This window comes from Micromonospora sp. NPDC049799 (assembly GCF_040656655.1).
Taxonomy (GTDB): domain Bacteria; phylum Actinomycetota; class Actinomycetes; order Mycobacteriales; family Micromonosporaceae; genus Micromonospora.
In genome coordinates this window covers 1-1,891 of the sequence record NZ_JBFAMU010000739.1, presented here as the reverse complement: position 1 = coordinate 1,891, position 1,891 = coordinate 1, and the positions used below count along the sequence as shown (strand labels likewise).

Annotated in this window: 1 protein-coding gene; it reads right to left on the bottom strand. The window is 72.1% G+C overall.

The window, feature by feature from the left end:
* Positions 1–1,891 (bottom strand): Rne/Rng family ribonuclease (locus AB0I76_RS28965; RefSeq protein WP_357042045.1); only part of this gene is annotated, 1,891 nt, incomplete at both ends.

The following is a 1,891-nucleotide window of genomic DNA, read 5'->3' as shown; positions in this document are numbered from 1 at the left end:
CCGGCGCCGGGACGAGACCGGCTCGGCCGCCGGAGCCGCCGGGGCGGCCGTGGCCACGGCCTTGACCTTCTCCCCCGCACCACCGGCGCGCGGCTTCTCCGGCACCGGCTCGGTGTGGATGACCAGGCCCCGGCCCTTGCAACACTCGCAGGGCTCGCTGAACGCCTCCAACAGGCCGGCGCCGATCCGCTTCCGGGTCATCTGCACCAGGCCCAGCGAGGTGATCTCGGTGACCTGGTGCTTGGTGCGGTCCCGGCCCAGGCACTCGGTCAGCCGCCGCAGCACCAGCTCGCGGTTGGACTCCAGGACCATGTCGATGAAGTCGATCACCACGATGCCGCCGATGTCGCGCAGCCGCAGCTGACGGACGATCTCCTCGGCCGCCTCCAGGTTGTTCCGGGTCACCGTCTCCTCCAGGTTGCCCCCGGAGCCGGTGTACTTGCCGGTGTTGACGTCGACGACGGTCATCGCCTCGGTCCGGTCGATCACCAGCGAACCACCGGAGGGGAGGAAGACCTTGCGGTCCAGCCCCTTGATGATCTGCTCGTCGATCCGGTACTCGGCGAAGACGTCGGTGGTGCCGACGTGCCGGCGCAGCCGGGCGACCAGGTCCGGCGAGACGTGCGACAGGTACGACTCGACCATGTCGTACGACTGCTCGCCCTCGATGATCAGCTCACGGAAGTCCTCGTTGAAGAGGTCCCGGACCACCCGGATGACCAGGTCCGGCTCCTCGTAGAGCAGCACCGGGGCACCGCCCTCGGCGGCCTTGGCCTGGATGTCCTCCCACTGGGCCTGGAGCCGCTTGACGTCGCGGGCCAGCTCGTCCTCGCTGGCGCCCTCGGCGGCGGTCCGGACGATCACGCCCGCTCCATCCGGAACGAGCTTCTTCAGCACGTCCCGCAGCCGCTTGCGCTCGTTGTCCGGCAGCTTCCGGCTGATGCCGGAGGCGTTGCCGTTGGGCACGTAGACGAGGTGCCGGCCGGAGAGCGCGATGTGGCTGGTCAGCCGCGCGCCCTTGTGCCCGATCGGGTCCTTGGTGACCTGCACCAGCACCGAGTCGCCGGACTTGAGGGCCTGCTCGATCGAGCGCGCCCGACCCTCCAGGCCGCTGGTGTCCCAGTTGACCTCGCCCGCGTACAGGACGGCGTTGCGACCGCGCCCGACGTCGACGAAGGCCGCCTCCATGCTCGGCAGGACGTTCTGCACCTTGCCGAGGTAGACGTTGCCCGCCATCGTGCCGGAGGAGTTCCGGGTGACGTAGTGCTCGACCAGCACACCGTCCTCCAGGACGGCGATCTGCGTACGGTCGCCGCGCTGGCGGACGGCCATCACCCGGTCGACCGCCTCCCGGCGGGCCAGGAACTCGGACTCGCTGAGGATCGGCGGGCGGGTACGACGCTGCTCCCGGCCGTCCCGGCGGCGCTGACGCTTGGCCTCCAGCCGGGTCGAGCCGGAGACGCCCTGCACCTCGTCGACGGTCTTGCGGGGCTCCCGGATCTTGACGACGGTGGGCACGCCGTCGTCGGCACCGCCCTCGACGTCACCGGCACCCCGGCGGCGACGGCGACGGCGGCGACGGGTCATCCCGTCGCCCTCGCCCTCGCTCTCGGCCTCTTCGTCCTCGGCCTCGGCCTCTTCCTCCTCGGCCTGCGCGGCCTCCTCGGACTCCTCGTCCTCGGTGTCGTCCGCGCCACCCTTGCCACGGCCACGGCCGCGACGACCACGACGACGCCGGCGGCGGGCCGCCGCGCTCTCGTCCTCGTCCTCGTCGCCGGCCTCCTCCTCGGCCTCCTCGGTGGGCTCCTCCTCGGCTTCGACGGGCTCCACCGCCTCGACCTGCTCGGCCTCGCGGCGACCCCGCCGGCGGCGGCGCGACGGCTCGGCCGGC